The organism is Pseudomonas sp. DCB_BI (genome assembly GCF_026240995.1).
Lineage (GTDB): Bacteria > Pseudomonadota > Gammaproteobacteria > Pseudomonadales > Pseudomonadaceae > Aquipseudomonas.
Window position 1 is genome coordinate 18,165 of record NZ_JAPFCG010000025.1, and the last position, 26,058, is coordinate 44,222.

24 protein-coding genes are annotated in these 26,058 nt (G+C 57.6%); 17 read left to right on the top strand and 7 right to left on the bottom strand.

What is annotated here, in order from left to right; genetic code table 11:
- Positions 1 to 8 precede the first annotated feature (8 nt).
- From OO258_RS23325 to OO258_RS23355, 7 genes are all read left to right on the top strand, one after another.
- Entirely contained in the window at positions 9 to 629 is a 621-nt protein-coding gene (locus OO258_RS23325) for an NADPH-dependent FMN reductase (RefSeq protein WP_132845601.1), read from the top strand.
- On the top strand, positions 619 to 3,069 hold the full coding sequence (locus OO258_RS23330) for a glycoside hydrolase family 3 protein (RefSeq protein WP_266033140.1): 2,451 nt from the start codon (positions 619 to 621) through the stop codon (positions 3,067 to 3,069). The genes OO258_RS23325 and OO258_RS23330 overlap by 11 nt, the downstream gene beginning before the upstream one ends.
- A 70-nt stretch (positions 3,070 to 3,139) precedes the next feature.
- A complete protein-coding gene (locus OO258_RS23335; RefSeq protein ID WP_138736396.1) occupies positions 3,140 to 4,354 on the top strand; it encodes an MFS transporter in 1,215 nt (404 codons plus the stop codon).
- Positions 4,355 to 4,449: 95 nt separating this feature from the next.
- Positions 4,450 to 5,799 carry a carbohydrate porin gene (locus tag OO258_RS23340; protein WP_138736395.1) on the top strand — a complete coding sequence of 450 codons (1,350 nt, stop codon included), beginning with the start codon at positions 4,450 to 4,452 and terminating at the stop codon, positions 5,797 to 5,799.
- 9 nt (positions 5,800 to 5,808) lie between these two features.
- Positions 5,809 to 7,014, top strand: coding sequence for an MFS transporter (locus OO258_RS23345; RefSeq protein ID WP_266033149.1), 1,206 nt, complete (start codon positions 5,809 to 5,811; stop codon positions 7,012 to 7,014).
- 40 nt (positions 7,015 to 7,054) lie between these two features.
- Positions 7,055 to 8,038: a fumarylacetoacetate hydrolase family protein gene (locus OO258_RS23350; RefSeq protein ID WP_266033152.1), complete on the top strand. Its 984-nt coding sequence runs from the start codon at positions 7,055 to 7,057 to the stop codon at positions 8,036 to 8,038.
- A 44-nt stretch (positions 8,039 to 8,082) separates the two neighbouring features.
- The gene (locus OO258_RS23355; protein WP_266033155.1) at positions 8,083 to 8,871 is read left to right on the top strand and encodes a cyclase family protein; all 789 of its coding nucleotides are present in this window, start codon (positions 8,083 to 8,085) and stop codon (positions 8,869 to 8,871) included.
- A 96-nt stretch (positions 8,872 to 8,967) separates the two neighbouring features.
- Here the strand turns inward: OO258_RS23355 and OO258_RS23360 are convergent, their stop codons facing one another.
- From OO258_RS23360 to OO258_RS23375, 4 genes are all read right to left on the bottom strand, one after another.
- Entirely contained in the window at positions 8,968 to 9,903 is a 936-nt protein-coding gene (locus OO258_RS23360) for a VOC family protein (protein WP_243055402.1), read from the bottom strand.
- Between the two features lie 16 nt (positions 9,904 to 9,919).
- The gene (locus OO258_RS23365; protein WP_138736392.1) at positions 9,920 to 11,077 is read right to left on the bottom strand and encodes an alpha/beta hydrolase family protein; all 1,158 of its coding nucleotides are present in this window, start codon (positions 11,075 to 11,077) and stop codon (positions 9,920 to 9,922) included.
- 534 nt (positions 11,078 to 11,611) lie between these two features.
- Positions 11,612 to 13,318 (bottom strand): DUF5597 domain-containing protein, encoded by a 1,707-nt coding sequence (locus OO258_RS23370; RefSeq protein WP_266033166.1) that lies wholly within the window; start codon positions 13,316 to 13,318, stop codon positions 11,612 to 11,614.
- 463 nt (positions 13,319 to 13,781) lie between these two features.
- Positions 13,782 to 14,558 carry an SDR family NAD(P)-dependent oxidoreductase gene (locus OO258_RS23375; RefSeq protein WP_266033168.1) on the bottom strand — a complete coding sequence of 259 codons (777 nt, stop codon included), beginning with the start codon at positions 14,556 to 14,558 and terminating at the stop codon, positions 13,782 to 13,784.
- A gap of 322 nt (positions 14,559 to 14,880) precedes the next feature.
- Between OO258_RS23375 and OO258_RS23380 the strand changes: the two genes are divergently transcribed.
- The 6 genes from OO258_RS23380 (at position 14,881) to OO258_RS23405 (ending at position 21,316) form a co-directional block, all read left to right on the top strand.
- Entirely contained in the window at positions 14,881 to 16,056 is a 1,176-nt protein-coding gene (locus OO258_RS23380) for an NAD(P)/FAD-dependent oxidoreductase (protein ID WP_266033170.1), read from the top strand.
- A 252-nt stretch (positions 16,057 to 16,308) separates the two neighbouring features.
- Entirely contained in the window at positions 16,309 to 17,424 is a 1,116-nt protein-coding gene (locus OO258_RS23385; RefSeq protein WP_266033174.1) for a branched-chain amino acid ABC transporter substrate-binding protein, read from the top strand.
- 76 nt (positions 17,425 to 17,500) lie between these two features.
- A complete protein-coding gene (locus OO258_RS23390) occupies positions 17,501 to 18,415 on the top strand; it encodes an ABC transporter permease subunit (RefSeq protein WP_266033177.1) in 915 nt (304 codons plus the stop codon).
- Between the two features lie 2 nt (positions 18,416 to 18,417).
- Positions 18,418 to 19,731, top strand: a complete 1,314-nt coding sequence (gene livM / locus OO258_RS23395; protein ID WP_266033180.1) for a high-affinity branched-chain amino acid ABC transporter permease LivM — start codon at positions 18,418 to 18,420, stop codon at positions 19,729 to 19,731.
- Positions 19,728 to 20,603, top strand: a complete 876-nt coding sequence (locus tag OO258_RS23400; protein WP_266033182.1) for an ABC transporter ATP-binding protein — start codon at positions 19,728 to 19,730, stop codon at positions 20,601 to 20,603. The genes livM and OO258_RS23400 overlap by 4 nt, the downstream gene beginning before the upstream one ends.
- Positions 20,600 to 21,316 (top strand): ABC transporter ATP-binding protein, encoded by a 717-nt coding sequence (locus OO258_RS23405; RefSeq protein ID WP_266033185.1) that lies wholly within the window; start codon positions 20,600 to 20,602, stop codon positions 21,314 to 21,316. Before OO258_RS23400 ends, OO258_RS23405 begins: the two co-directional genes overlap by 4 nt.
- Positions 21,317 to 21,339: 23 nt before the next feature.
- Here OO258_RS23405 and OO258_RS23410 read toward each other — a convergent pair whose 3' ends face one another.
- Entirely contained in the window at positions 21,340 to 22,077 is a 738-nt protein-coding gene (locus OO258_RS23410) for an AraC family transcriptional regulator (protein ID WP_266033188.1), read from the bottom strand.
- 45 nt (positions 22,078 to 22,122) lie between these two features.
- Entirely contained in the window at positions 22,123 to 23,007 is an 885-nt protein-coding gene (locus OO258_RS23415; protein ID WP_266033191.1) for a LysR substrate-binding domain-containing protein, read from the bottom strand.
- Between the two features lie 283 nt (positions 23,008 to 23,290).
- Here OO258_RS23415 and OO258_RS23420 point away from each other — a divergent pair, with 283 nt between their 5' ends.
- The 3 genes from OO258_RS23420 to OO258_RS23430 all read left to right on the top strand — a co-directional run bounded on the left by OO258_RS23420 (position 23,291) and on the right by OO258_RS23430 (position 24,655).
- Positions 23,291 to 24,094, top strand: a complete 804-nt coding sequence (locus tag OO258_RS23420) for an NAD(P)H-dependent oxidoreductase (protein WP_266033194.1) — start codon at positions 23,291 to 23,293, stop codon at positions 24,092 to 24,094.
- A gap of 2 nt (positions 24,095 to 24,096) precedes the next feature.
- Entirely contained in the window at positions 24,097 to 24,288 is a 192-nt protein-coding gene (locus OO258_RS23425; RefSeq protein WP_266033196.1) for a 4-oxalocrotonate tautomerase, read from the top strand.
- 76 nt (positions 24,289 to 24,364) lie between these two features.
- The gene (locus tag OO258_RS23430) at positions 24,365 to 24,655 is read left to right on the top strand and encodes a DUF1330 domain-containing protein (protein ID WP_266033199.1); all 291 of its coding nucleotides are present in this window, start codon (positions 24,365 to 24,367) and stop codon (positions 24,653 to 24,655) included.
- 299 nt (positions 24,656 to 24,954) lie between these two features.
- Here the strand turns inward: OO258_RS23430 and OO258_RS23435 are convergent, their stop codons facing one another.
- A complete protein-coding gene (locus OO258_RS23435; RefSeq protein ID WP_266033202.1) occupies positions 24,955 to 25,254 on the bottom strand; it encodes a hypothetical protein in 300 nt (99 codons plus the stop codon).
- Positions 25,255 to 25,727: 473 nt separating this feature from the next.
- Between OO258_RS23435 and fliE the strand changes: the two genes are divergently transcribed.
- Complete coding sequence (gene fliE / locus OO258_RS23440) at positions 25,728 to 26,057, top strand: flagellar hook-basal body complex protein FliE (RefSeq protein ID WP_266033205.1); 330 nt, start codon at positions 25,728 to 25,730, stop codon at positions 26,055 to 26,057.
- Position 26,058 lies beyond the last annotated feature (1 nt).

Genomic DNA, 26,058 nt, shown 5'->3' on the forward strand with positions numbered 1-26,058 from the left:
CCTTTCCCATGACAGAAGCCAATACTCTTAAACCTTTGAAACAAGGGCCACTCATCGTCGGTATCGGCGGCACTACCCGTTCCGGCTCAAGCACCGAGCGCGCGCTTGCCTTTGCCTTGCAGCATGCCAGGCAATGCGGTGCCCGCACCCTCATGTTCGGCGGCGCCGAGCTTGCACAGCTGCCGGCATTCAACCCCGAGGATAATACCCGCAGCGCTGGACAGTTGGCGCTGATCGAAGCCGTGCGCCAGGCGGACGGCATTATCCTCGCCACACCTGGCTACCATGGTGGTGTCTCGGGGCTGGTAAAAAATGCGCTGGACCTTCTCGAAGATCTGCGTGACGACACCCGTGTGTACTTCGACGGGCGTGCGGTAGGCTGCATCGTCACCGCCGCCGGCTGGCAGGGTTGCAATACAACGTTGGGAGCCTTGCGTTCGATCGTCCATGCGATGCGCGGCTGGCCTACGCCATTGGGCGTGACGTTGAACACCGCCGGCGTAAAGCTGTTCGACACCAGTGGCAGCTGCACTGATGAGCGGGTCACCCAAGCGTTGCAACTGGTGGCCGAACAGGCGTTGGCAGCCCCTGTACGGGTTGTGGCTGCGGAGCTTGAAAATGCCTGGTGAAGATCTCGCCGAAAAGCTGATGTTCACCGCCGGTGCCGACATGTGGTCGACCTGCACGGATCAGCAATGGGGGCTGAGCGCGTTGCGCATGGCCGATGGCCCGATGGGCGTCACAGGTGGCCGGGTAGACGAGCGCGATGTCGCCCTATTGACCCCGTGTGGCTTGGCATTAGCGGCTTCGTGGGACGCCGAGCTGGTACAACGTGTTGGTCAGGTGATTGCCGAAGAGGCCGTGCGCATGGGCGTTCAGGCGGTGCTGGCACCCAACCTGAATTTAATGCGCAGCCCGCTGGCCGGTAGAGCATTTGAACTGTTCGGCGAAGACCCGCTGTTGATTGCACAACTGGGTTGGGCCTGGGCGCAGGGCGTGCAGCAAGAAGGCGTTGCCGCAGTAATCAAGCACGTGGTGTGCAATGACTCCGAAACCGACCGGCGCAGCATGAATGCGGTGGTCGATGAACAGGCGTTGCGCGATGTCTACTTCAAGCCCTTTGAATATGCTGCGCGCCACGGTGCATGGGCAATGCTCACGGGTTACAACCGGGTCAATGGTCGGGCGTGTGCCGAGCATGAACAGGTGCTGCGCAAGTGGCTGAAGGGCGACCTGGGTTGGGACGGCTTGGTCATGTCGGACTGGTTCGGTACGCAGGATGGCATCGTCAGCTTGAATAACGGTCTGGACCTCGAGATGCCTGGACCAGGCCGACACATGGGGGCTGCGCTGCTGGGTAACCCTAGCCTTCATGCCGTGGACGAAGCGCGTCTGGACGATGCAATCGAACGTCTGCGCAGACTGACCGCACGGGCACAACCGACACAGGCACCTGACCGCTCGGCAGCGGCTACTGACAGGCGCCTGCAAGTACTCGAAGAGGCGGCTGCAGCGGGCATGGTATTGCTGCGTAATGAGGGCGATCTGCTGCCCTTGGAGTCTGACTCAAAAGGGCTGCTCGCGGTGATTGGGCCTAATGCGATCCGGCCGTGCTATCAGGGCGGGACCTTTGCCAAGGTCGCCTTGGCCGACGATGTGGTTTCGCCGCTCGAGGCCCTCAATCAGGCGTTGGCGGACACTGGCAAACGAGTCATTTATGCCCAGGGTGCTGCAGCCGAGCACCGTATACCGCCGATCACTGAACTTGATTTGTCGTGTGGGGAAGGCCAGCCAGGCTTGTTGGTTGAGTTTTTCGCCCCCGGCGCTGCTCAACCGTGCCACCGCGAAATCCGCCATGCGAGTTCGCTGGTCTGGTTCAAGGACATGCCGGGTATAGGGCCGCTGTTGACCCTGAAAGACCAGGCGCAAGTGACGGTAAACACTCGTTTCGTTGCCCCGCGCAGCGGTGAATATCGCTTTTACTGGGGCGGGACCGGGCGTGTGCAGTTGACGCTCGATGGTGCGTTGCTGGGCACCTTCGATGGTGCTACTGCCGAAGGCGACATAATGGGCAAATTGATGCAGGCGCCCCATACGACGGCGGCATTCAACCTTGAACAGGGGCAAACAGTCCGTTTGAGTTTGACCATGGACATCGCCCGCAGCCTTGCCCACGGTCTGTGGCTGGGCTGCCAGGTGCCAGAGCCTTGCGACCTTCTTTCGCAGGCGATTGCGTTGGCGGAAGAGGCCGACCACGTTCTGCTGGTGGTCGGCGAAACGGCAGACGCCGGGCTTGAGAGCGTCGACCGCTCCAGTACCCATTTGCCTGCCGCGCAGGAAGAATTGATCCGTCGGGTCTGCGCTGTGAACAACCGTACCACGGTGGTACTCAATGTCGCCCATCCGGTCGATATGGAGTGCCTGCAAGATGCCGCGGCGATCATCGTTGCCTGGTATCCAGGGCAGCAGTTTGGGCCCGCGCTGGCCAGCGTGGTATTTGGCGAGCGTGAACCGGGAGGGCGCCTGCCGGTGACCTTCGCCCGAGATGAAGCCGACTATCCGGTGTGGTCGCTGACCCCTGCTGCCAATGGCGACCTTGCTTATCACGAAGGCTGGTGGGTGGGCTATCGCAGCTTTATCGCACGTGATACTCATCCGGCATTCAGCTTTGGCTATGGGCTTGGCTATGCCCGTTTCGCGTACAGCCCTGGCGCTGTGCACGGCAAACGGGTGGATCAACTGGTGATCTCGCTGACGGTGCGCAATATCAGCGCGCGGGCGGGCAAGGAGGTGGTCCAGTTGTATCTGCTGGAGCCATCAGCCGCCGATGAACCTGCACGCCTGTCGCTTAAAGCCTTCGCTGCGGTGTTCGTGCAAGCCGGGGCCGAGCAGGAGGTTCGCCTCACGCTGCAGGCAGATGCGTTCTCCCGCTGGGACAGCCGTGCCAACCGCAGCGTATTGATCGCAGGGCGTTATCAACTGCAGATCGGACACGCCGTCGATGACGCGTTGATTCAGTACAGCCTGGCGGTGGGGCACAAGGGGGATGTTGAAGTACTTCACGATTGATCATTGATTCAAGCCTTTGTGTGATCCACAACAAAAACAAAAGGCACCTCAAGTGTGCCAGGAGTCGATCATGTCCAATGCGGTCTCTAGCAGCAAGGGTTCATCAGCCGAGCGAAAAGCTGGCGCGGCCCAAGCGCTGATACTGGTCTTTACCACGCAACTGCCGATCATGGGATTGCTGTCGCTGATCCCCATCGTTCCATTGTTGTTCGAACAGTTTGGTAGCCATCATGAAGCGCGCTTCTTGATTCCGCTGCTAATCACCGCGCCCAGCGCCTGCATCGCATTGCTCTCGCCGCTGGCGGGGTGGTTGGCCGACCGCCTGGGCAGGCGCCGTCTGTTGCTCGCTGCGGTGTTTGGCTATGGCATCTGCGGGTTCGCTCCGTACTTTTTGCATGACCTCACCTCGATTATCATCAGCCGCTTTGGCCTGGGGATCACCGAGGCAGTCATCATGACCGTGGCAAACACCCTGATGGGCGACTTCTATCCGCCCGAGCCGCGGCGTAAGTGGCTGGCTGTGCAAAGTGCGGTGGGCTCCCTATCAGGCACGACGTTGATGTTCCTCGGCGGAGTACTCGGAGGCTATGGCTGGCAAGGGCCTTTCCTGCTTTACCTGCTGGCGTTCCCGATCTTTGCAATGTTGCTGTTTTTTACCTGGGAGCCGGTTGCCCATCGCGAGCCTTCAGGTTTTGCCGGCGCAGCTTGCTTTCCGGTGCGGAAAATGGGCGTCATTGCCTTGGTCACGCTGTTTTGTGCGGTGCTGTATTACGTTGAAGTGTTGCAGGTCAGTCAGGTGTTCCACTTGCTCGGTTTGACCAGCACAGCAGATATCGGCCTGGCTGGCGCGATTGCCGGGTTGGGTGTGCCGCTGGGCGCGCTGCTGTTCGCCAAGCTGTCGAAACAGGACATCCACGTTCATGTATTCACGGTGTTTACCCTGTTCGCCATAGGCCTGGTTGGGCTTGGCCAAGCCAGTACCATACCTTGGGCCGTTGGCGCAGCGTTTGTTGCGCAGGTGGGTTGCGGCATGCTGATCCCCGCGCTGATCAACTGGTGCCTGGGCAGCCTGAATGCACAACACCGCGGCCGTGGGGTGGGTATCTGGACGGGCGCATTCTTTATCGGTCAGTTCGTCAGCCCGTTTGCAGTCACTCTGCTGGCCTCTGCGTTCGGCGGTCTGGCGACAGCAATTGTCGCCATGGGTGGAGTTGCGTCGGTTGCGCTGCTGGTTGTCTGGTTTATCCCACGAAACCTGCGCCACACCTCTACGCAAACCGGCTGATCTACAACCACTGTCCTCCACTGCCTGGCTACAGGCGGTGCGGGCTTCTGCGCGCCTGAAACCTTGATCTATCAAAAACAATAAAGGATGGAGCTATGCAGTTCTCGAAGATGCTGTTTGCCTTGCTGTGCGTTGCAACCTCTCCTGTGGCGCTAGCCGTGACCCCGATGGCGGCCGAAAGCAGAACCGGCCCGGGTAACCTGCCACAAAGTGCCTTGCCTGCTGCAGCGGATGGCTGTCAGGACTTCGCCAAATTCATGCCACGCACCGAAGCGGTGCTTCATCAGACACAACCCTGCGAGACGATCGCTCCCGAATTGTTCGGATTGCGTTCGACGCTGGCCGAAAACGGTATGGGGCTGGCTCTGAATGTGCAGCCGAACTTCCGTTATGACGTACTCGGCCACAATGAAAAGCCACAGTTGTATAACGGACAGAACCCAACCTACCGGCAATCGACAACCTTCAAGTTGACGTACGACCTGACCCGCATGGGGTGGGGTGGCGATGCCCAGTTTGTACTGGGCGGCACCTGGGAGTCCGGGAGTTACAAGTCAGGCAACCCCAACTTCGCGACGATGTCCAGCTTCGCTGTCAATCAGCGCTTCTACGATGGCCGACTGGAGCTTCAATACGGCTACTACAACTTGATCCGTGAATACTACGGGATGGTCTTGGGTGGGAACTCTTCTGCGGCAGCGCTTGGCCCGACCAGTGTGATTCCGGTGCAACTTGGCTTGTCACTGTTTACCCCAAGCCCGGCGATTACAGTTGGCATCAAGGACTCGAGCAAACGTTGGTACAACCGCGCGTCTGTGGCACGGAGTGCTAGCCCCAACCGCTTTCAGTACGACCTGGACGAGAACCCAAGCGGTTTTGAAATCAAGGTCAAGGGTTCTCGCGCACTGCTGGTGGACGAGGTGGGTTACAAAATCGATGCGGGGGCTAATCGGCCAGCGTTCTGGGCGAGGGCAGGGGCGATTTACAACACCAGTCACTACAGCGACATGCGTAACGGCGGCATGACCGATAACAATTATGGCGGCTATGCGGCCGTTACGCATCAACTGACGCAGCCGAACAAGGCTGGCCCCCGAGGCCTGTATCTGGACGCCAAGATCAACTATGCCCCAGAGGACCGCAACCTCTACACCAAGGACTTCCAGCTCACGGCCTTCTACATCGGTCCCTTCGAGACACGCCAGCGTGACATGGCGTCGATTGGTTTTACCCGGAGCTACTTCAGCACGTACGCGCACGATGCGGTAGAGGCGGGGGGAGGCGATGCCGAGCGCACGTCGACTGCCTTGTCCGTGTCCTATGCGGCACGTATGACCCGTGGGGTGTATTGGGTAAACGGTCTTACTTACCAGGAAGGCCCCACGTTCTCGCCAGCGCGCGATGACGCGCTGATCTTCCAAACGGGTCTGAACCTGAGTTTCTGAGGAGTCTGAATGAAGTTCACCCACATCCTGCTGTTGGCCGGGCTGAGCATGCTTGGACCACTGGGCATCGACATGTACCTGCCTGCGATGCCGACCATCACCGAGCAAATGCGTGCTGCGTCCTGGCTCGTGCAGCTTTCGCTCAGCGCCTACCTGGTCGGGCTGGCAGCAATGATGTTGGTCTACGGAGCACTTTCCGACCGCGTCGGCCGGCGACCTGTCCTGCTGTGGTCTACGGCCGCTTTCAGCCTCTGCTCACTGGCGGTAGCCTGTTCGCAGAATGCGGAGCAGCTGCTGCTGTTCCGCGTCTTGCAGGGCCTATCTGCCGGGGCCGGAGGTGTTGTCGGCCGCGCACTGATTCAGGATACGCTGCAAGGGCCGGCAGCCATGCGCGCCATGTCGCAGGTAATCATGGCGTTCGTGCTGGCGCCCGCCATTGCCCCCCTATTAGGCGGTTATCTGCTCGACGCGCTGGGATGGCGCGCGGTGTTCCTGGCTCAGGCCGGGTTCGCTGCCGCGTTGTTCGCCTGGGCACTAGTGCAGCTCGGCGAAACGCTGCAGCCAGCGCATCGCGTAAGGCTAGGTATGCGCGCCATGGGCCGCACTTACCTGGCGGTCGCCAGGGACGCGCAGTATCAGGCAATGGTCCTGGCCGGCAGCCTGACGTTCATGATCTTCTCACTCTACATCGGCGCCGCCGCCTGGTTTGTTCTGCAGGTACTGGCGTTGCAGGTGACCGAGTTCGGCTGGGTGTTCATTCCCCTGGTGGCGGGTGCCATGCTCGGCGCCGCTGTCAGTGCGCGGCAGGCCTCGCGCTGGTCACGCAGCAAGCAAATGCTGGTGGGCTACGGGCTGATGCTCACATCCAGTGCTTGCAACTGCGCCTACTTCATTTGTACCGATTCGCCACAGGTGCCTTTCGCTGTACTGGCACTGGCGTTGGCGAGCTTGGCTTTTGCGCTGCTCAACCCATGCATCTGCCTGATGGCTGTGGAACGCCACGCCGGTTATAGAGGCATGGCCAATTCTCTGTTGTCTTTCGAGCAAACGCTTTTCTTTGCCGCGGTCACGGCATTTTTGTGCCCCGCCCTGGAGCCCAGTGCAACCGCCTTGGCGGCGGCACTGTTTGTCGCGGTGCTTTTGAGTGGTGTGATCATGCTGCGTTCCGTGACATCTGAACGGACTGTCGAACACGTGGCAGGCACCCCCTCATGACCGTTCAGTCTTTCTGCAAAATTACAGGGAGCTTCTTGAAATGAAATTGGCAACGCTTCGAGATGGCAGTCGCGATGGCTGTCTGCATTTGATTTCCCGAGACCTCACACAAATGGTATGCGCCGCAGATATCGCACCCACGCTGCAAGCAGCAATCGAGCGTTGGGGCACTGTAAGCTTTGCCCTGGAGAAGCGCTATGAAGCTTTGAATGCTGGCCAGCTGGGGCATGCACTGGCCTTCGACCCACACCAGGCGATGGCACCATTGCCGCGGGCCTGGCAGTGGCTAGACGGCTCGTGTTTTCTGAACCATGCCGACCTCATGCAGCGCGCATATCAACTTGAACCGCTGGATGGCATCGAGTCCATACCATTGATGTATCAAGGGGCTGGGGATGACTTTCTGGGGGCGACGGATGATCTGGCACTGCCAAGCGACGCGCATGGCATCGACTTTGAAGGCGAGTTTGGCGTGCTGGTAGATGAAGTGCCGATGGGCTGTTCGGCCGATCAGGCGCTCGCCCATATCCGCCTGTTGGTCCAGCTCAACGACGTGAGTTTGCGCGCGCTAGGGCCGCGCGAAATGAAAACCGGCTTTGGCTTTGTGCAAGCCAAGTCGTCCTCCAGCTTTGCTCCGGTGGCGGTTACCCCTGACGAGCTGGGTGACGCCTGGCACGAGGGCAGGGTGCACTTGCCATTGAGCGTGGAGTGGAACGGCGAATGGTTCGGCCACCCCCACGGTGGCGCTATGAATTTCGGCTTTCATGAACTGATCGCTCATGCTGCGCTGACTCGGCGCTTGAGCGCAGGCACCGTGCTCGGCTCCGGTACGGTATCCAATGCCGATCGCAATGTCGGCTCGGCATGTATTGCCGAGCGCCGCGCCATGGAGATGTTGGAGCAGGGTGCGGCACGGACGCCGTTCATGCGCTTCGGCGACCGGGTGCGCATGGAGGCAAGAGACCTGCAAGGGCAGGCCTTGTTTGGCGCGATTGATCAGCGTGTGGTGCGCGCCGGTATTTGACTGAGCGCTGCCAACCCTCAACTCATTCTTCAAGGACTCAGCGCATGACGCTTCCAGGCAAACGACGCCTCGTCGACCTCTCCGTGACGTTGGATAACAACCCGTACACCGACCCGCCGCCGTTACTACCGCACATCGACTATATGGACCATCAGCAGGGATGGCCGGAAATGGCGGCGATGTACCCCGGCCTAACCCTGGAGCAGTTGCCCGGCAAAGAGTCCTGGGCGGCAGAGCGGCTGACCCTTACCACGCACAGCGGCACTCACATGGATGCGCCATGGCATTATGCGTCGACCACCGACGGCGGCAAGCCAGCTTTCGGTATCGATGAACTGCCCTTGGACTGGTGCTTGCAAGCTGGTGTGAAACTGGATTTTCGTCACTTGCCGGATGGGCATGTGGTAACTGCAGCGCAAGTTGAGGCCGAGCTGCTGCGTATCGAGCATGACTTGCAGCCGTTGGACATCGTGTTGGTCAACACCCGCGCAGGTGAATTGTTTGGACAACCTGGTTATCTGGACGCCGGGGTCGGTATGGGGCGTGAGGCCACGCTCTATCTGCTCGATCGAGGCGTCAAGGTGGTGGGCACCGACGCCTGGAGCTGGGACGCGCCGTTCAAATACACCCGTGAACGGTTCGCTGAAAGCGGTGACGCCTCGTTGATCTGGGAAGGGCACAAGGTAGGTCGGGATATCGGTTACGGCCAGATGGAAAAACTCGCAAATCTTGCGGCGTTGCCAGCCAAAGGCTTTCTCGTTTCGTGCTTTCCCTACAAGATCAAGCATGCTTCGGCAGGTTTCGTAAGGGCGGTAGCGATTTTCGAACAGTGATGAGCGGGCCCTGCAAAAAGGCGCCAGCTTTGATTCTGGGACATAAAAAAGGGCTAAGTCTGGGATACAGACTTAGCCCTTTGTCGTTATGTGCGATCAATGCTTGGGTGGCGGCCCCCCTGGCGCCCATTTTTCCTGGTGACTGAACAGGAAGTACTGCGAGTTGTCGGCACCCGGCAGCGCCTCGCGCGCAGCCCAGTCGTCATCATGCAGGTCCATATCCGCGTCGTACTCTACGTGGCAGCCCAGCGGGCTATTGAAATACCAGAACCAGTTCGACCCCAACTGATGACGTCCCGGGCCCCAGAACGACTCATAGCCTTTCTTGACGAAACGGCTACCGGCTAGTAGCACTTCAGTCGGGCCGCCCAAGTGGAAGGTGAAATGTTCGATACCCTTCAGGAAGGGTGGGGTCTGGATCAGGAACAAGGTGTGGTGATCGAGTGTGCCAGCAGGCCGCAGGAACGGCCCCACCCCAGTGAATCGGTCAGTGCAGACGAAACCGAGTCGAGCATAGAACGCCTCCGCCTTGGCGTAGTCGGGCACGAAGTACACGACATGCGACAGGCTACGCGGGAGAGCTTCGATCGCGTCGCTGGCTCCCAGGTCGTTGACTGGACGGCCACTCTGCGCCCCCGGCGCATTACTGATCTCGCCGGGGAGCTGGAGTGCTTGACGACGAGTGATCTGAAAGCCCAGCGCGAAGCCCATGTCGTCCACGGCTCGCAGTACCCCATCTTCACCGCGGACAACGACACGGTCCTTGCTCAATTCGGCTTCGATGGCTTGCAAGGCTTGTTCGTCGGCGACCCCATAGACGGTTTCGCGAAGCATAGTGGCGGTTTCCATGGGCGCTGGCAAACGCCCGTCACTGCGGTGACGGACAAGCACACCGGTGCCGTCCAGCGCCTCCAGGTAACCACCATGCTGATCTACATCGACGGGCTTGAGGCCGTAGTCGGTCAGGTACTTGACACACTGCTGGACGTCGTCCACGCCAAACACCAGGTAATCGGGTCCAATGATGTTCATGATTGTCTCTCTTCTGTCAGGCCGTGCGGCCGCCAAGGGTCTGGGCAACCCAGTCAGCAATGAAGTGTCCCGCGTTTATGGAGTTGTCGAAGCTCGAATGCTGTACGCCGCCTTCGCGCGCGGTGAAAATCTTCAACTCGCGCTTGGGGCTGTTCACCAACTGCTCGAAGGTGCGGTACGCCCACTTGACTGGGATCTGCGAGTCCTGCTCGCCATGGGTCACCAAGAACGGCACCTTGATCCGCTCGACTACACCGTCGAGATGAACGTTTTCAGCGATGCTCATGAATTCATCGATGTCTTTACCGCCCCAGACCCAGCGCACGTGATCCCAGTAATGTGGCACGGGGAAGTCGCCTTCTCGCTCCAGGCGACGTTGCTGCACGTCTCGCCAATCGTGGTTGGCGCCCCAGACCACGCCGCAGGCAAAACGGGGCTCGAAGGCGACAATCCTCGGGCAGTAGTAACCGCCTAGAGAAACGCCTTCGCAGCCAATGCGCTGGGTATCTACATCGTCACGCGTCTCGAGCCAGTCGAACACGCGGCTGCCCCAATGTTCAGCGTCGTAGCGCGCTTTGAGGCCATGCAAACGGAGCGCCTCGCCGGTCCCGGGTTGGTCGAGTATGAGCGAGGCCACACCACGCTTGGCCAGCCAGGCTGGTAGCCCAACTCGATATTTCATCTCTTTTACGGAGTCCAGGCCATTGAGCTGTACCAGCAAGGGGGCACGCCCGGTTACACCTTCGGCGCGTACCAGTAACCCAGATAGCACCCCATCTGCATAAGGAATCTCGACACGTTCGCAGTTCTCTCTCGACAGATCGACGCCGCGGGCGAAGGTGTCCAGAAACCGTTGGTAGAGGGCAAGCCTACCGGGGGTGTTGTGCGCTTGCAGGCGCTCGCATGTCAGGTAATAGATGGCCGCTCTATTGTACTTTTCACCGGCAGACAACCTTCGGCCCAAGGCAAGGTCCTCGCTTGCGAGGTCGCACAGCTTGTCTGCCATTTTCGACCACGTTTCGCGAAACGCCTGGGTACCTGCTGCGTCCGGCTGCTTTGCGGCGTCCTGCAGGGGTTCGCACATTTCGACGATTTCGCCGATACGGGCACCCATTTCCAAGGCAAGATCCACGGACAAGTTCCACGCGTAGTTGGTGGGGAAGTATCGGAACATGATTATTATTTTCCTCTTGGAGCTAAACGACTAACAACACACGTTCAACAGGTGCTGGTAGCTGATGCCCAGGAAGCGCGGGCTTCCCACGCTCACCCCGCAGGTGCAGGTTTGAGTGATGCGCTGCCACTGAGCTAATCCTGGAATGCCAATACTAGAATCACAATTCTGATTTAGCCAGCTTTTTAGGTTTTAATCGCTGTTAACACCGTGCTTTGCTGGACAGCGGGCAACCGTACCGAGGGCTGCTGCCGATGCGCTCTGCTTCCAATTTGGGCTTGCTAAGCGTCCCATGCCTGGCTGTGTAAGATCACATCGAGGTGCGGAGGGGGGGGCAACCTGCAGCGCAAGCAGGAGGTAGATCGTCAACAGGTGATCGTTGACGCCAGCGCCGCAGGCATTTGTTAGCCGCGTGTGTGGTCGCATGGTGGTACCGCAAGGGAGTGCTGACCTGTTCTTCGACGCTGCCAACCGTGAATAGGGCAACTGTGAGGTTCGATGCTAGGGCCGCCCAAAGCCCTAGCACACCAAGGCTTAGTGACGTATCAGCTTGATCTTAGCGATACCGAAGCGATCCGGAGGGACCAGTCGCAAGCGTTGATCACCGTTTAATACGCGGCCTGCGACCCACTTGCCCGCTTGGAAGCTACCTTCCTCGACGCGAGAAATCTCTACAGACTCCTGACTGCCTTGCTTGGGTTTGAACTCCAAATAAAGATCACGGCCCACGATCAGAAATTCGTCGCTACCTGTTTCAATGATCAAGCCGCTGGGACGCAGGTCGCTACTGTCGGGAGCAACGCTCGAGTCAGCTTGCTGTTTCTTGGCTCTGCGATCCACTGGCGGAGGGACCCCCATGTCACGCAATTTAGTCAATAGGCTTTCATGTTGGCCTTTAACCGTAATGGTGTAATTATCGAACGTGAATTGTTCCTGGCTGGTGGGCTCGAGCGCGAAACCGCGAATTTTATTGTCCGCCTGTGTACGCGCAATCACTTCTGTCATAGGGCCTAACAGGCCGTAAACCTCTGCGATCTCGTTGCCCAGAAACCCGTCCTCAATGCCGAAAGGTGAAAAGCCGACGCCGCGGTAGAGGCCGATCGTTTTGAATAAATTGCCCACGATAAATCGAGCCTCGGGGACGAACAGCATATTGTCGGAAGTTGTGTATTGGCTGGCCCATGCATCGAAGTCATCTACGTAGATGTCGGGTGACAGCCAGTCAAGCTGGGGTGCCCCAGCGGTCCAAATATCCATTACCTGCGGCACCGGCCCCCCGGAAGGGTACGTGCCTGCGCTGTCCTGTGGAGCTTGTGGGCCCAGCCAGGCGTTGGCATACATCGGCAGTGGAAGTTGTTTCTTGCCCGCAGCGGCGACTGTATCGACAGACCGTGCCTGGTGCCACGCCATGAAAATTTCATCTCCCCTCATGTCGTCACCAAATACTTCAGGCCACGTGCCGGTAGTCCGGTAACCCTGCTTGGCCCATGCCTCCTTGATAAACGGCGATAGGGCTTGCTTGTTGTGTTCAAGGTGAGCCATCAATTCGCTTGGCACCTCACGCTTCCAGGCCTCTTCTGCTTCCGGTGAACGCTCACGGCTATCGCCGAGCAGCCCCGTTTCGTTTTGCACCTGAACGGCGATGACTGTGTGTTGTTTGTCATGTGTCGCAAGAAACTTCAGCACTTGAGCGAACGCGTTGGCGTCGGCGTCGAGCGTCGATTGGCTGAAAATGCTGAGTACCGGCAATTCACCTTGTTTTTGCTGCAGGCCGGGCGAGCCGATAACGGTGCGAGGGAACCTCTTGGGATCAGCCCGCACCCAGTCAGGGGCATAGGTCGAGCGCGCATTTTTCTTGCTACCGAACCACAATAGTACTATCCGCATGCCTCTGGCCTGAGCCTGAGCTAAGTGATCCTTGATTAAAGCGAAGTCAAAACGCCCCTCCTCAGGCTCAGTCAACTCCCAGTAGATGGGGATGATTGCAGTGTTGACGTTGAGGGCCTCCATTTTGTCCCAGGTGGCTTTCATATACTGAGTGTTTGAAGCCGAGGAGTTATGCACCTCACCGGCAAGTGCGATGTAGGGGCGATCATCGACCATGAGCTGCAATAGTCCATTGTTACGACGTACTTCAGGGGTCGGCGAATCTTTCGCATAGGCGCTTCCCAAGCTCAGTGTGGCGGCCAGTATCAGCCAACTCATGCCCTGCCAAAGCGGAAATCTCGTGCCTTTGTACATCAAAACGTCCTCATTATTTTTGTTAGGTGCAGCGCGTTGCTATCCGGCGCGCCCGTGCTAATAGAACAATAGTTCGCGTAATAAACCCTTTACAGAGGGTTAATCGGATAAGCATTGGCATTAAATAGAACGAAGATTCTATAAATTGCACGCTAGCATTGGAAGCGGAGGGCGTCAATCGTAAGGCACTGGCGAACGCATGGGATACGAAGGGGGGCAGCAGCACCAGGATTGTCGACGATGAAGTGAATCGTCATAACCCTGGTGCGCGTGGGACTGGTAACGCGAGCACCGTGCTCCTCCATCGCAGAGCGAACGAGCGCAGATGTCGACACACTCGACATCCAGAACCAACAAGCGCTTGCCCCGGTACCGGCTGCGCAGCAGCCGGGGGCTTTCAGCATGAGAGAAAGTATTACGACACCCGGCAGAGACGTTGCCTACATCAGCGCCGTCTGGCGTGTCACTCGTTGACTGGCACGGTGTAGTTGAGGATAAGGCGGCCACCGTCAGGGTAAACAGTCTGGCCTACCATGTACGATGCGTCGTCACTGGCCAGGAATGACACGACGCTGGCGACTTCAGAGGCTTCGCCAAGACGACCGATTGGCGTGCGGGAGAGAACGGCGTGACGCTGGGTAGGGTTCGACATGATCGCGTTGCGAACCATGTCCGTGCTGATGGTTCCTGGCCCTACCGCGTTGACTCGAATACCGTGGCTGATAAGGCCCACAGCCATGACCGCAGTCAGCTGCTTGATTCCGCCTTTGGAGACGGCATACGCCACGGCGGTAGGGTTGGCCAACTCGGCATTGATAGACGACATGTTGACAATGGCGCCTTTGATGCCGCGTTCGATCATCACACGGGCAGCGGCTTGACCGATAAGGAATTGTGCCTTGAGGTTGACCCGCAGTGTTCGGTCGAACTGGTCCTCCGGAAAATCGACGAACTCTGCGGTGTGGATGACACCGGCATTGTTCACCAAAATATCCAGCGAGCCGAAGTGCTGCAGTGCATGCTCGACCAGTTGCTTGGCTTTGCCTGCGTTCAGATCATCGAGGTCGGCAGTGAACGCAGCGGCATTTTCGCCCAGCCGCTCTACTTGCTCGTGCAGTTTGCCCTCTTGCACATCCACCAGTAGCACCTTCGCGCCCTCTGCAATAAAGCGTTGTGCACACGCCAGCCCCAACCCTTGAGCTGCACCGGTGACGATGACCACTTTGCCTGCATGCTTCATCTGTTTACTCCTATAGGACTACTTGGCACAGCCCCCCTGCACTCGAACGAGGAGCACGACTGTGCGGTAGCCATATGGTGCCGCTGGAGAAGGAATCTGACTTGTATGAACGCACCACCTCTTCTGCGGCTTTCTGCACAAGCCAGGTTGGTTGTGCGATGACACGCGATAGAGAGTGCATCGCCCTCGTTGTGCTAAATACCGCCAGCTTGCCAAGCCGTGAATACAAGTCAGCCGGTAGAGGAGGCCGCACAATGAGGGAGCGTTCACTGCGAAAACAGTGAGTCATTCATTGAAACCATAAAGGCGCAAGGAGGGCGGAATGCCCGAAACTTCAGAAACCGTAGTGATCGTCGGCGGCGCAGTGATTGGCAGCTTTGCCGCATTCTTCCTGCGGGAACAGGGATTCACAGGCCAGATCAAGGTAGTCGAACGTGATAGTACGTATCAGTTTTGCTCAACGGCACTATCCGCCGCATCTATTCGAAGTCAATTTCATCAGCCTTATAACATCGCCATGAGCCTGTTCGGCGCGAACCTGTTCCGCAACATCAAGCAGTGGTTCGGACAGGATGCTGACATAGGCTTTGTGGAGCAGGGTTATCTGATCTTGGGTGACAAAGGCCATGAGCAACGTCATCGCAATGCCGCGCGGGTGCAAATCGAGTTGGGCGCCGAGATCGATATTCTCGACCCGGAGCAAGTGAACCGGCGATTCCCATGGATGAATGTAGAGGATATCGGCATTGGAACATACGGCACCCGCAACGAAGGCTGGTTCGATGCTTGGGCTTTGATGCAACTGGTCAGGCGTGCTGCTCGTCAAAGGGGCGTTGAATACATCCATGACGAAGTGGTGGGCCTGGACGTTCAGGGGGGGCGTATAACGGGTCTGCGCCTAGCCAATAGCGGCGAGCGATTGAGTTGTGACTGGTGCGTTAACGCCGCTGGCGCCTGGGGTGGGATGCTTGCGCGAATGGCGGGGCTGCAATTGCCGGTGGAGCCACGAAAGCGGACCGCATTTCACATCAAGGCTCCTCTTGAAAAGGCCGGCTTTCCCATGCTCTTCGATTCAACGGGTGCGTGGATCAGGCCTGAAGGCGAGGGCTTTATCTGCGGCATTGCTCCCGAGGAGCATCTGGACCAGTGCGAAGACGGAGATTTCGAGCCGGATCACTACCTGTTGGAAGACAGGGTCTGGCCACTGCTGGCTCATCGCATTCCCGCCCTCGAGCAGTTGCGGGTACAACGGGCATGGGCCGGTTACTACGAAATGAATCTCTTCGACCACAACGCATTCATTGGCGCTCATCCCGAGATCAGTAATTTCGTGTTGGCGACTGGATTTTCTGGCCATGGCGTCATGCACTCACCTGCAACCGGGCGTGCGGTTGCGGAGCACATTGCCCACGGCGAATACCGCAGCATCGACGTAAGTGCGCTGTCGTTTGACCGAGTCGTGCGCAACCAACCGATTCGAGAAGGCGTGGTCTACTAAGCACTCCGGCTGCGGCGGCTATGCAAAAAACCGCAAACACGGTGCCGGCTGCGTACAAGCTATTGCACCGGCGGAGTCGCAAAATAACTTACGACGCGAGAGCCTGCCGTCGTTTACCAAACAAATAATGGCTCAAGCTGCATGGTCATCCCAGGCCCTGCATTCACTGCTGTTTCGATAGCATGCCGGGCCTTCAGCCACCGTGGTTGTAACGGCACGTCTTGATCGGTTCCTTGCACTGGAGCGAACGAAATGCACGTGTTTAAACCTTCTTTGCTGTGCGCTTTCTCTTTTTCCACACTGGCACTTGGCAACGTTGCCCATGCCGACCTGGTCATCGGCGTCGCCGGCCCCATGAGTGGACCCTATGCGAATTACGGCGAGCAACTCTGGCGAGGCGCAACCGCAGCTGCAGAACAGATTAACGCTGCAGGTGGCGTTAACGGTGAAAAAATCCGCCTGGTCAAAGGCGATGATGCCTGCGAACCCAAACAAGCGGTATCAGTAGCGAACAAACTGGTGGATGCGGACAAGGTGACAGCAGTCGTAGGGCACTTTTGCTCTTCCTCTTCCATTCCTGCTTCCGACATCTACGCCGATGCCGGTGTGCTTGCGATGAGCCCTGGATCGACAAGTCCACAATTGACGGAGCGAGGGCTGGATACCGTGTTCCGCAACTGTGGACGAGATGACCAACAAGGGGCTGTGGCTGCCAATTACATCGCCGACGTTCTCAAGGCCAGGCGTATCGTCATCCTGCATGACAAAGACACTTACGGACAGGGTATCGCTGACGCAACTCGTCTTCAGCTGCGCAAAAAAGGTATTGAGGCGGTGCTATACGAAGGGTTGACCCGCGGCGAGAAAGATTTCAGTTCGGTGGTTACCAAGATGCGCGCGCTGGAGGCCGACGCGGTGTACTTTGGCGGCCTGCATCCAGAGGCGGGTCCGTTGGTGCGACAAATGCGGGAGCAGGGGCTCAATGCCGCATTCATCTCGGACGATGGCATCATGACTGACGACATGGTGACCGCTGCGGGTGGTAAACAGTTCGTGGAGGGTGTCCTGTTTACCTTTGGCGCAGACCCCAGGCTAAACCCGGCCGGTAAGGCAGTGGTAGATAGTTTCCGGGCCCGGGGTTACGAGCCGGAAGGTTTTACGCTATACGCCTACACCGCGCTTCAGGCCATTGCCGCCGCCTACCAAGCCAATGGCAATCTCGATGTTGCCCAGGCTGCGAAATGGTTGAAGAGCAATCCGGTTCCTACCTCGCTCGGCGCTCGCTCGTGGGACGCTAAGGGTGACCTCACTCACTCGGATTACGTGATGTATCAGTGGTCCGCAGACGGCACGTACAAACAACTCTAATCCTTGCGCAGCATGCCCTTCGCGCTCTGCGTGAGGGGTAGCTACGCCCGCCGGAACCTGGTGAGGACAAGTAATCGTGGATCCCTTATTCGTGCAACAACTTATCAATGGCCTGACCCTAGGTGCAGTGTACGGTTTGATCGCCGTGGGTTATTCGATGGTCTACGGCGTGATCGGCATGATCAATTTCGCCCACGGCGAGGTCTACATGATCTCTGCCTATCTAGCGGCGATCGGTCTCGCTGTTCTGAGCTTTTTTGGAATCCAGTCATTTCCATTTCTGGTCTTCGGCACCTTGATCTTTGCCGTGGTCGTGACTTGTGTGTATGGGTTGGTCATAGAGCGGATCGCTTACAGACCTCTGCGAAAATCAACGCGCCTGGCGCCCCTCATCAGCGCGATCGGTATGTCGCTCATTCTGCAAAATTACGTGCAGGTCTCCCAAGGCAGTCGCCAGCAGGGTATACCCACATTGTTGGAAGGCACCCTGCGAATAGAACTGGGCAGCGGGTTCATCCAGGTCACTCATATCAAGTTGTTCATCTTGTTCGCGGCGCTCGCGGGCATGTCGCTGTTGGCCTACATCATCGGCAACACCAAACTGGGTCGCATGTGCCGTGCCGTGCAGCAGGATGCCAAGATGGCTTCGATCCTCGGTATCAATAATGATCGGATCATCAGCTACGTGTTCATGATCGGTGCCGCCATGGCGGCACTTGCCGGCGTTCTGATTACCTTGAACTACGGGTCGTTCGACTTCTATGCGGGCTTCATCATCGGCATCAAGGCCTTCACCGCTGCAGTTCTAGGCGGCATTGGCTCACTGCCAGGTGCCATGTTGGGCGGCTTAGTACTGGGCCTCGCCGAGACGCAATTCGCCGGGTTGATCAACAGTGATTACAAGGATGCTTTCAGTTTTGGTCTCCTTGTTCTGATCTTGATCTTCCGCCCCCAGGGCTTCCTTGGCCGCCCCATCGTAGTGAAGGTGTGACTATGAAAACGCTGATATTGAATGACCTGGCGGTGAAAGGTCAGCCGCGGCCAAAACTGCAACCTGCTCGTGCACTTCTGGATGCCCTCGTGGCTGGGTTGCTTGCCCTTGTGGTGTTCGGCCCTATCGTGGGAGTGGTGCTGGACGGCTACAGCTTCAATCTGGAGCCAGGTCGCGTCGCAATCCTCACCATCATTGTGATGTTGGGCAGGCTGACTTTCAGTTTGCTGGATCAGGCGGGTGTTCTGCAGCCGCTTGCAACGCGATTCGGCAGCAGCAACCAGGCCGTGCAGGTGGCGGCGCCGGGCGCCAAATCAAGCGTTCGCTGGCTATCGCCGATGGTTTTGATGTGCGCGCTGGCACTGCCATTCGTAGCAGATAAGTACGTACTCACAGTGGTGATCCTGGGGCTAATCTACGTATTGCTTGGTTTGGGACTGAATATCGTTGTCGGCCTGGCTGGGCTCCTTGACCTAGGGTACGTCGGGTTTTATGCCATTGGCGCATACGGCTTGGCTCTCGGATACCAGTACCTTGGGCTTGGTTTCTGGAGCGTGCTGCCGTTATCGGCAATTCTGGCCGCTGCTGCGGGGGCTGTTCTAGGGTTTCCGGTGCTTCGCATGCATGGTGACTACCTAGCCATCGTCACTCTGGGTTTTGGAGAAATCATTCGCCTGATACTCAACAACTGGCTACCCGTGACAGGCGGCCCGAACGGTATGCCCGTGCCCGCGCCGACCGTGTTTGGCTATGAGTTCGGTCGTATCGCGAAGGAGGGTGGTACCCCGATCCATGAGGCATTGGGGATTGCGTATTCACCCAATCTCAAATTCATTGTCATCTACGGCGCCTTGCTGCTTACCGTGTTGCTGGTACTGCACTTGAAACACCGGTTGACACGTATGCCGATCGGCCGAGCTTGGGAGGCATTGCGCGAAGATGAGATCGCCTGCCGAGCAATGGGCCTTAATCACGTCCTGGTAAAGCTTTCCGCATTCGCGATTGGCGCGAGCACCGCCGGGATTGCCGGGGTGTTTTTTGCAACGTACCAAGGCTTCGTCAATCCAGCGTCGTTCACGTTCTTCGAATCGGCACTTATTCTGGCAATCGTCGTCCTGGGAGGAATGGGTTCAACGCTAGGCGTGGTTATAGCGGCGTTTGTGCTGACCGTCGCACCGGAGCTGCTGCGCAGTTTCGCTGAGTACCGCGTGTTGCTGTTTGGCGTGCTGATGGTGTTGATGATGATCTGGCGGCCGCGTGGCCTTGTCCGTATCAGTCGCATTGGTTACCAGGCACGCAAGGGGAAAGTCGCATGAATTCGGAAATCATCCTGCGCGTCGAACACCTGATCATGCAGTTTGGTGGCATCAAAGCGTTGACGGACGTAAACCTCAATGTCAGACGTGGCAGCATCACTTCGCTGATCGGCCCCAACGGCGCCGGCAAGACAACGGTCTTCAACTGCATAACCGGCTTCTACCAAGCGACAGGCGGGGCTATTCAGCTCTTTGCACATGGTCGATGCACGAACGTAATCGGTGTGTTGGGAGAACCGTTCAAGGCATCAGACTTCATCCATCCGCTGCGATTCATCAACCGGTTGCACTACAAGATGTTTGGTGGCACGCACCTGGTGAACCGGGCCGGGCTAGCCAGGACATTCCAGAATATCCGGCTGTTCAAAGAGATGTCTGTTGTAGAAAACTTGTTGGTTGCGCAACACATGGGCATCAATCGCAGTTTATTGGCGGGAGTGCTGAATACCGCTGCGTACCGCAGAGCAGAAAGCGATGCCCTGGATCGGGTGTTCTATTGGCTGGACGTAGTCGATCTTGTGGACTGTGCAAATCGGCTGGCCGGCGAGCTGTCTTATGGGCAGCAGCGTCGCTTGGAAATCGCCCGCGCCATGTGCACCCAACCGAAGTTGATTTGCCTGGATGAACCGGCCGCAGGGTTGAACCCGGCGGAAACCGTAGCCTTGACACAGATGATCCGTCGCCTACGCGAAGAGCATGATATGACCATCCTTTTGATCGAACATGACATGGGCATGGTGATGGATATTTCCGACCATATCGTGGTGCTGGATCATGGCGAAGTGATTGCGGCAGGTCCGCCACAAGCAATACGTGACAACCCAGTGGTGATAGCGGCGTATTTGGGCGCAGAAGAGGAGGCGCTGGCATGAGCACACCGTTGCTGGCGTTCAAGGACGTCGATGTTTTCTACGGGCCAATCCAGGCACTGCGTAAAGTCAGCCTGCAAATCCATGCAGGGGAGACCGTCAGCCTGATTGGTGCCAATGGTGCCGGCAAATCTACCTTGCTGATGTCGATCTTTGGTCAGCCACGGGCGCGTGGTGGGTCAATCGTCTACCAAGGGCGCGAGATAAGCCAGAGCAGTGCGCACTATGTGGCCTCCAATGGTATCGCTCAGTCCCCAGAGGGGCGTCGAGTTTTTCCTGATATGACGGTGGAGGAAAACCTTTTGATGGGGACGATTCCTATCGGTACCGCGCATGCACAGGAAGACCTCCAGCGGATGTTCGAAATGTTTCCTCGGCTGAAGGAGCGACGCAATCAGCGTGCAATGACCATGTCCGGTGGAGAGCAGCAAATGTTGGCCATTGCGCGTGCGCTGATGAGCCGCCCAACCCTGTTGTTGCTTGACGAACCATCACTGGGGCTGGCACCGATAGTGGTGAAGCAAATCTTCCAGATACTCCGTGAATTAGCGCGAAACGGCATGACGCTGTTTCTGGTGGAGCAGAATGCCAACCATGCCTTACGGCTGTCAGACCGTGGTTACGTCATGGTCAATGGTGAAATTCGCCTCAGCGGTACTGGCGAAGAGTTGTTGGGCAACCAGCAAGTTCGTGAAGCCTACCTGGGCGGGCACTAAGCGCTGGCGCATGACGCGGCGCGCTACGGGCGCCGCACGCTGGCCCGGTATTCTTGTGGCGTGCAATGCAACGCGGCACGAAATTGCCTACTGAATGCACTGTGATCGGAGTAACCACATTCGCTAGCGATATCGGTGATGTTTGTCATTGAGTTTTCAAGAAGCTCACACGCTCGATCAATCCTGGCTTTCATCAGCATCTGCTTTGGCGTGAGCTGGAAGACCTCGCGGGTCAAACGCTGCAGGGTGTCCATGGACAGATTGACCTGCTGGGCGATATCGCTGATCAGGACAGGTTGGCCGAGGTTTTCCTGGATCTGGCGAGAGAACTCCAGCAGCCGCTTGTAGCCGTAGTGTTTTTCGTCTGGCCGCGCGAGGATGCGTGATATGCCAACCAGCCCTATCGGGTTGCGGCGCTCATCGAAAATTCCAAACTTGGAGCTCAGGCACCATTGTTTACTGCCATCGGCAGAGCGGAATAAACGCATGGCGTCGATGATGTCCCGACGCGAATGAATGACCTGCATATCCTGCGAGCCGATGCTGGTGTTGCTCACCGGAAACACCTCATCGGCGGTCAAACCGATGATTTTGTCCTTGCCTCTTAGGCCACTGTGGTACACCAGCGTTTCGTTGACCGCCACGTAGCGACCATCGACATCCTTCAAAAAAAACATCACATCAGGCAGCCGGTCGAACAGCCTACCCAGCAACGTCAGATCATGATCAAGCCAATGCAACAGTTCTTTCGGGGTTACCACGGCTACTACGCTCCTTGAGGTGAACGGTGTTGCTCAGCCAAACCACTAGGCTGGTTGCAGGCCAGCTGCCTGGAGCAACCACCGCTGTACCGCGACGGTGCTAGGCGGCAGCATGGAATCGTCGCGATGCAAGAGATAGAAACTTCGGTTCACTGACAGGGTGTGAGAGAAAAGTTGCACGAGTAGCCCAGCCTCCAGCTCGTCCTCCACCAACCAAGGGCTGGTAAGCACTAACCCCTGGCCACGTCGGGCTGCATCAATGGAAAGCAGCGACTGATCGAACTGCATACTCGAATGTGGCACCGGTCCCGTATAACCTGCACCCCCAAGCCAACGTGACCAGTGATTGTGTGATGCCGTGTGCAACAGCCTCGCCCGGCCTATATCCTGAATCGCCACCAACTGAAGCTGATCGCAATACCGTGGGCTGCAATAGACTCGCAAATCATCGGCTAACAGCAGCTGGGCGTTCAGCCCTGGCACTTTTCCGTCGCAATGACGGATCGCAAGGTCTACTTCATCGGTATCGAAATTTAACAGGCCCTCGGTTGCTCCTACATTCAGCCTCACCTGAGGTAAGGCCTTCAGTAGGGCAGGCATTCGTCGAGCAAACCATTTACTAGCAAGTGCCGGCGGCAGACTGAGGCGTACTTCCTGTCCAATCCCATCACGCAGTTGCACGCAGGATTCGTTCAACTGGTCAAGCGCTGGTCTGACGTTGTTCCAGAGAGCATGCGCCTCCCGGGTGGGGCGCAATTGTCTGACCGAACGGATGAACAGGGGGCTTTCCAACCATTCTTCAAGTCGACGTATCTGCTGACCAACGGCACCCGGCGTTACGCACAGTGTCTGGGCAGCGGTGACCAAACTGCCGTACCGCATTACGGCGTCAAAATACGCTACGGCCTTCAGCGGTAGATCAGTTCTCATGGCGCAGAAACTCTATCTTATTAACTGAGAAACGATCGGTTGTCATTGCTCGGCGTCCCACCAAGAATGGATTGGGAGGCTTTGGAGCGAATGGTCATCCAACCATACTAGCGCCTGATTTTGCCAGTCATCCATGTCCGCCGCTCTCGGGACGTGATACTTGGGAAGCATCGCTGACATTCTCGCAGGCGCAGGCAGGCCGAGCTTGATATCAAACCGTGCCATTTCTGCGGTGTTCTGCACAACCACCATGCGGCGCTTATCCTCATCTGGAGAGATGTGAATGAATGTATTGATCGTTTTTGCCCATCCAGAATCGCAGTCGTTCAGCTCCGCGCTGAAGAACACTGCGATTCAAACCCTGTCTGCTGCTGGCCATCATGTGCAGGTCAGCGACCTCTACGCCATGAATTGGCAAGCGGCGCTTGGCCCTGATGACTTCGCCGGGACGCGGGCGGATCCCGACTACCTGGATCTTTCGGTAGAGCAGGAGTACGCCTTTGCACACCGCAGCTACGCCCAGGCTGTGCTGCAAGAACAGGACAAAGTCGCTCGTGCCGATCTCATCCTGTTCCAGTTCCCCGTATGGTGGTTCTCGATGCCTGCGATTCTCAAGGGCTGGGTCGATCGCGTGTTTGCGCGTGGTTTTGCCTACTCCACGGGCAAAAAGTACGAAAGCGGCCACTTCAAGGGCAAACGGGCAATGCTGTGCCTCACGACTGGCACAGCGTCCACTCTGTATGAGCCAAATGGCATTGACGGCGATCTGCATCACATTCTTTGGCCGATTCATAATGGAATCCTGGCCTATACCGGCTTTACCGTATTGCCACCCTTCGCTGCGTGGATGCCGGCTCGCGTTTCGGCAGCGCAACGCGGGGCCTATCTGAAAGGTTATGCCGAGCACCTTGGCACATTGGATAGTCTGGAACCACTGTACTTCCACCCGTGGCAGGACTATGACGAGACCCAACGCCTCAAACCGGGGGTAGTGGCACGATCTGGCGTACAGTGGAACCCTAGCGCCGAGCAATGCCGTGAGGACGCAGCTCAGCAGTACACCCCTTCGCATGTGAAGGAGGCTTGATCATGCCGACCGTACGAATTGAGTTGAGCCCAGGTCGTAGCCGAGAACAAAAGATCCGCTATGTCGAAGAGGTCACGCGCGTAACGGCAGAGATCCTCGGATGCAAACCGGAGTCTGTTGACATCCTATTCCTGGAAATTCCCCCCCACGAGTGGGCTCGCGGGGGCACCTTTCTCGCACAGGCACCGGAGTAACGCGCAAGTGTTCAACCGCGGCTAGGCACCAAGCACTGGCGCCTTTCAATCACACCATTGAAAAGAGGACCGCTCAGTGAAGGGCTACTGGATCATTTTTGCGTCTGACGTGATCGACACTGAAGCTCAACAGGAGTACGGGCGTTTGTGGAAGCCGATCAGTGACCAGTATGGCGCCAAACTCAAAGTACTGGAGGAAAGCGCTCTGGTCGAATCAGAAAGTACGTATCGCGTACTGGCAGTTGAGTTTCCGAATTACCAGCAGGCCAAAGCTTGCTATCACGATCCCGCCTATGTCGAGGCTAAACAGTTTGCGCAGCGGGCTTCACGTCGTGAAATGATCATCATCGAAGCCGACTTGAAGTAGGCTCCTTCGCCGACAGTCGAGTGTCTCGCCGCTCTAGCGAGGAGGCACTCGCGAGGCCAGCATGAGCTTATCCACGTGTTCGACCGCAGCGGGCCTGATGTGAATCCGAGTGAGGAGATGGCTGTCTATCGGGTAGCGTGATGATCGACCCCAGCGAGAGTACAACGGCCGCTGGGTTACTTTTTGTTTGCTTTAGTTCATGTTGAGGGTTGCCGTCAGTCTCCGCGAACAGGGTGGATGTCGCCGCGATCGACCAGTTTCATGGTGACTGGGCGTGTCTGCCGATACGCTTCGAGAGACTATGGCCGACGGGCTTTCCAGACCTGCCCATCGATCAGACGCTGGGTCACTTCTGCGAAAATGGCCTGCACCACCCGGTTGGCTGGGCTCATCGGTCGATCGGCGGGGAAGGCCAGTACCAGGCGTCGTTCTGGAGTGGGGTCGCACAGCGGGCTGGCGCTGAAGTGGTTGTCCAGTACCCGCGCATAGATGGGCGTCAACGGCAGAATGCTCGAGCCGAAGCCGTTATGTACCCTGCAGAGCGGTACGCTTTGCGCTGCTCCGCTGGTGGAGCCAACCCCGATGCGTAAAGTGGTCATGGTGTCACCGGCTGACAGGAAGGTAAGCCAGGCAACACGCTATGTGGGTGAGACCTTTGTAGATCTGGCGTCCCGGTTGGTCGAGCAGGGTATTTGGGCCGGCCATATGCTGTGAGCAACAGCCCGTGGGATTGCGCTTATGATCTCAAGCGGTCGGATGCGTGGACGCTGCGTTTGCGGTGCTCGTGCTTCAGTATGTTGTGCGCCTGTCATTCAGCATCAGCAAGAAGGGATTCGCATTACCGCTCAAAACCAGGATATCAATACCGAGTGTCACGGATAATCTGGCTTGGTGAAGTGCAGCGACCGGCGGCAATCCGTAGCCGACACGCATTTCTGTCAATGGGGTGATGCAGACCGACTTCGTTCATTCAAGGCCAGCTCTGCAAGCCACCATTTAAATTTTTTTAACTGGGGGAGGGGAGCTTGGCAGGTTAGCGTTGTGGCTTTCGAACCTCATGGAGACAAGCCCAATGGTACAAGGTCTTGAAGTGAACAAGCTGTTACTGGAGATGCGCTCTATGCAGTCCGCGCTCCCTCTGTCGACGACCTCCCATCTGGCGATAGGGGCTGCGAATCCGAACAGCTTCACTGATTTGTTCAAGCAGGCGTTAGAAAAAGTGCATGTTAACCAACAGGCATCCGGGCAGTTGGCTAAAGCATTCGAGCTAGGCACGACGGGTGTAGATCTCACACAAGTGATGATCGCCTCTCAGAAGGCCAGCGTTTCCACTCAAGCGCTGGTTCAGGTGCGCAACAAGGTAGTCCAGGCTTATCAGGACATCATGCAAATGCCCGTATGAA

Excerpts from the sequence above, each read along its gene's own strand:
- OO258_RS23325 (WP_132845601.1), top strand. The coding sequence starts at position 9 with ATGACAGAAGCCAATACTCTTAAACCTTTGAAACAAGGGCCACTCATC.
- OO258_RS23330 (WP_266033140.1), top strand. The coding sequence starts at position 619 with ATGCCTGGTGAAGATCTCGCCGAAAAGCTGATGTTCACCGCCGGTGCC.
- OO258_RS23335 (WP_138736396.1), top strand. The coding sequence starts at position 3,140 with ATGTCCAATGCGGTCTCTAGCAGCAAGGGTTCATCAGCCGAGCGAAAA.
- OO258_RS23340 (WP_138736395.1), top strand. The coding sequence starts at position 4,450 with ATGCAGTTCTCGAAGATGCTGTTTGCCTTGCTGTGCGTTGCAACCTCT.
- OO258_RS23345 (WP_266033149.1), top strand. The coding sequence starts at position 5,809 with ATGAAGTTCACCCACATCCTGCTGTTGGCCGGGCTGAGCATGCTTGGA.
- OO258_RS23350 (WP_266033152.1), top strand. The coding sequence starts at position 7,055 with ATGAAATTGGCAACGCTTCGAGATGGCAGTCGCGATGGCTGTCTGCAT.
- OO258_RS23355 (WP_266033155.1), top strand. The coding sequence starts at position 8,083 with ATGACGCTTCCAGGCAAACGACGCCTCGTCGACCTCTCCGTGACGTTG.
- OO258_RS23360 (WP_243055402.1), bottom strand. The coding sequence starts at position 9,903 with ATGAACATCATTGGACCCGATTACCTGGTGTTTGGCGTGGACGACGTC.
- OO258_RS23365 (WP_138736392.1), bottom strand. The coding sequence starts at position 11,077 with ATGTTCCGATACTTCCCCACCAACTACGCGTGGAACTTGTCCGTGGAT.
- OO258_RS23370 (WP_266033166.1), bottom strand. The coding sequence starts at position 13,318 with ATGTACAAAGGCACGAGATTTCCGCTTTGGCAGGGCATGAGTTGGCTG.
- OO258_RS23375 (WP_266033168.1), bottom strand. The coding sequence starts at position 14,558 with ATGAAGCATGCAGGCAAAGTGGTCATCGTCACCGGTGCAGCTCAAGGG.
- OO258_RS23380 (WP_266033170.1), top strand. The coding sequence starts at position 14,881 with ATGCCCGAAACTTCAGAAACCGTAGTGATCGTCGGCGGCGCAGTGATT.
- OO258_RS23385 (WP_266033174.1), top strand. The coding sequence starts at position 16,309 with ATGCACGTGTTTAAACCTTCTTTGCTGTGCGCTTTCTCTTTTTCCACA.
- livM (WP_266033180.1), top strand. The coding sequence starts at position 18,418 with ATGAAAACGCTGATATTGAATGACCTGGCGGTGAAAGGTCAGCCGCGG.
- OO258_RS23400 (WP_266033182.1), top strand. The coding sequence starts at position 19,728 with ATGAATTCGGAAATCATCCTGCGCGTCGAACACCTGATCATGCAGTTT.
- OO258_RS23405 (WP_266033185.1), top strand. The coding sequence starts at position 20,600 with ATGAGCACACCGTTGCTGGCGTTCAAGGACGTCGATGTTTTCTACGGG.
- OO258_RS23415 (WP_266033191.1), bottom strand. The coding sequence starts at position 23,007 with ATGAGAACTGATCTACCGCTGAAGGCCGTAGCGTATTTTGACGCCGTA.
- OO258_RS23420 (WP_266033194.1), top strand. The coding sequence starts at position 23,291 with ATGAATGTATTGATCGTTTTTGCCCATCCAGAATCGCAGTCGTTCAGC.
- OO258_RS23425 (WP_266033196.1), top strand. The coding sequence starts at position 24,097 with ATGCCGACCGTACGAATTGAGTTGAGCCCAGGTCGTAGCCGAGAACAA.
- OO258_RS23435 (WP_266033202.1), bottom strand. The coding sequence starts at position 25,254 with ATGACCACTTTACGCATCGGGGTTGGCTCCACCAGCGGAGCAGCGCAA.
- fliE (WP_266033205.1), top strand. The coding sequence starts at position 25,728 with ATGGTACAAGGTCTTGAAGTGAACAAGCTGTTACTGGAGATGCGCTCT.